At 43.8% G+C, this 1,433-nt stretch carries 2 protein-coding genes; both read left to right on the top strand.

Annotated elements, in window-relative coordinates; genetic code table 11:
* The coding region (locus tag BFC18_RS05670; RefSeq protein WP_139138960.1) for a helix-turn-helix domain-containing protein at window positions 1-340 on the top strand (340 nt) is incomplete at its 5' end.
* A gap of 564 nt (window positions 341-904) precedes the next feature.
* Window positions 905-1,366 (top strand): hypothetical protein, encoded by a 462-nt coding sequence (locus BFC18_RS05665; RefSeq protein ID WP_139138959.1) that lies wholly within the window; start codon window positions 905-907, stop codon window positions 1,364-1,366.
* Window positions 1,367-1,433 lie beyond the last annotated feature (67 nt).

Below are 1,433 nucleotides of genomic sequence, written 5' to 3'. Positions count from 1 at the left end.
GCTTGGAAATGTGGCAGAGGCATCCCGACTTAGTGGCGTCTCCCGCGATACGATTTACCGTCATCGTAAACTGATAAAACAAGGTGGAACCGAATCGTTAAAACGTCAGGAAACGCCGGATCTTCATCACAAAAACCGTACTGACAGAGCTATTGAGGAAGTGGTCATCGAATTCTCCCTGGCTAACCCACACCTGGGTCAATCCAAGGTGTCACGGCTGCTCAAATCTGAAAGAAACGTCGACATACACGCTAGCGGCGTTCGTAATATCTGGCTGAGGGAAAACATGAATACCACTGCGTTACGGCTGGCAAAGCTTGCCGAAGCTCGGCAACATTGATAGTGTGATTACGTCAAAATCGCTTGGTACTTATACCGTCAGTATCCCTTGGTAATCACACTAATTCAAGTAAAGGTAGATTTATCGCCACGCACATAACAAACTGCTGTAGTCGCTCACAGGCTCGCTGGGACGCAAACACATGGGCTGCGTCGCTTCGCTCCTAAATTTTAGCCCATGTGTTTCCGCCCCTAAGCAGGGTGTTATGTAGCTATGATGTTCCAAGGCAAATAAAAAGGATTTTTTAATGAAACTTTACCCTTATCAAACGGTACAAACTGTAAATTTACCAACTCTTCTATTCGCAGCGAGAGCTCTTGGTATTTTTTCTTATATATCTTCTCTTCTTACTGCTCTCCTATGGGGCGCCGCTTTTGTTGTCGGCCCCAGTATCAGAGCAACTTATTTATTTTTTAGCTTAGGTACATTGTCCGCCACTATTTGCTTTCTAGTTGTTAGCGGATTATGTGCAGCTGTTGTTTCGTGCGAACAAAAGTACACTCAAGGATAGAGCGCAACATAACAATCAAATCAAGTCGCTCGCGGGCTCGCTGGGACACAAACATGGCGGTTGTGTCACTTCGTTCCGATTATAGCCGCCATGTTTGCGCCCCTTATTTGGGTGTTAGGCATTTTGGATTAAGCATAATGAGTTTTAAAACACTCAGTTCCATCACATCAGTTGTCGCATTCATATTGTTTGCCAACTTTCTAGTCTTCCCTGACTTGTTATTTTACATTTTTGGCGTTGAGGGATCCGATAGTGCATATTTCATTGGGAAACGGCTATCCGTTTTATTTTTTGGCATGTCCATTTTAACTTGGTTTAGTCGAAATGCGGAACATTCTGAGGCGCGACAAGCAATATCCTTAAGTATATCTATATCCATGTTTGCAATGGCATTTCTCGGCTTATTTGAGTATTTTCGGGGCTTTGCAGGCATCGGAATATTAATTGCTGTAATCACAGAAATGTTAATTGGGTATCTGTATTTTAAAAAATGGAACAGCGGTAAAAATGCCTAACAAATGCATTAAATCGCTCGCAAGCTCGCTGGGACGCTAACACGTGGGCTGCGTCACTTCGTTCCTA

The sequence above is a fragment of the Alteromonas confluentis genome (assembly GCF_001757105.1).
In the GTDB taxonomy this organism is placed as follows: domain Bacteria; phylum Pseudomonadota; class Gammaproteobacteria; order Enterobacterales; family Alteromonadaceae; genus Alteromonas; species Alteromonas confluentis.
The sequence above is the reverse complement of the archived record's forward strand: the minus strand, read 5'-3'. Positions and strand labels throughout refer to the sequence as shown.

Bases quoted from the DNA above. Each gene is read 5' to 3' on its own strand.
- BFC18_RS05665 (WP_139138959.1), top strand. From the start codon at position 905: ATGGCGGTTGTGTCACTTCGTTCCGATTATAGCCGCCATGTTTGCGCC.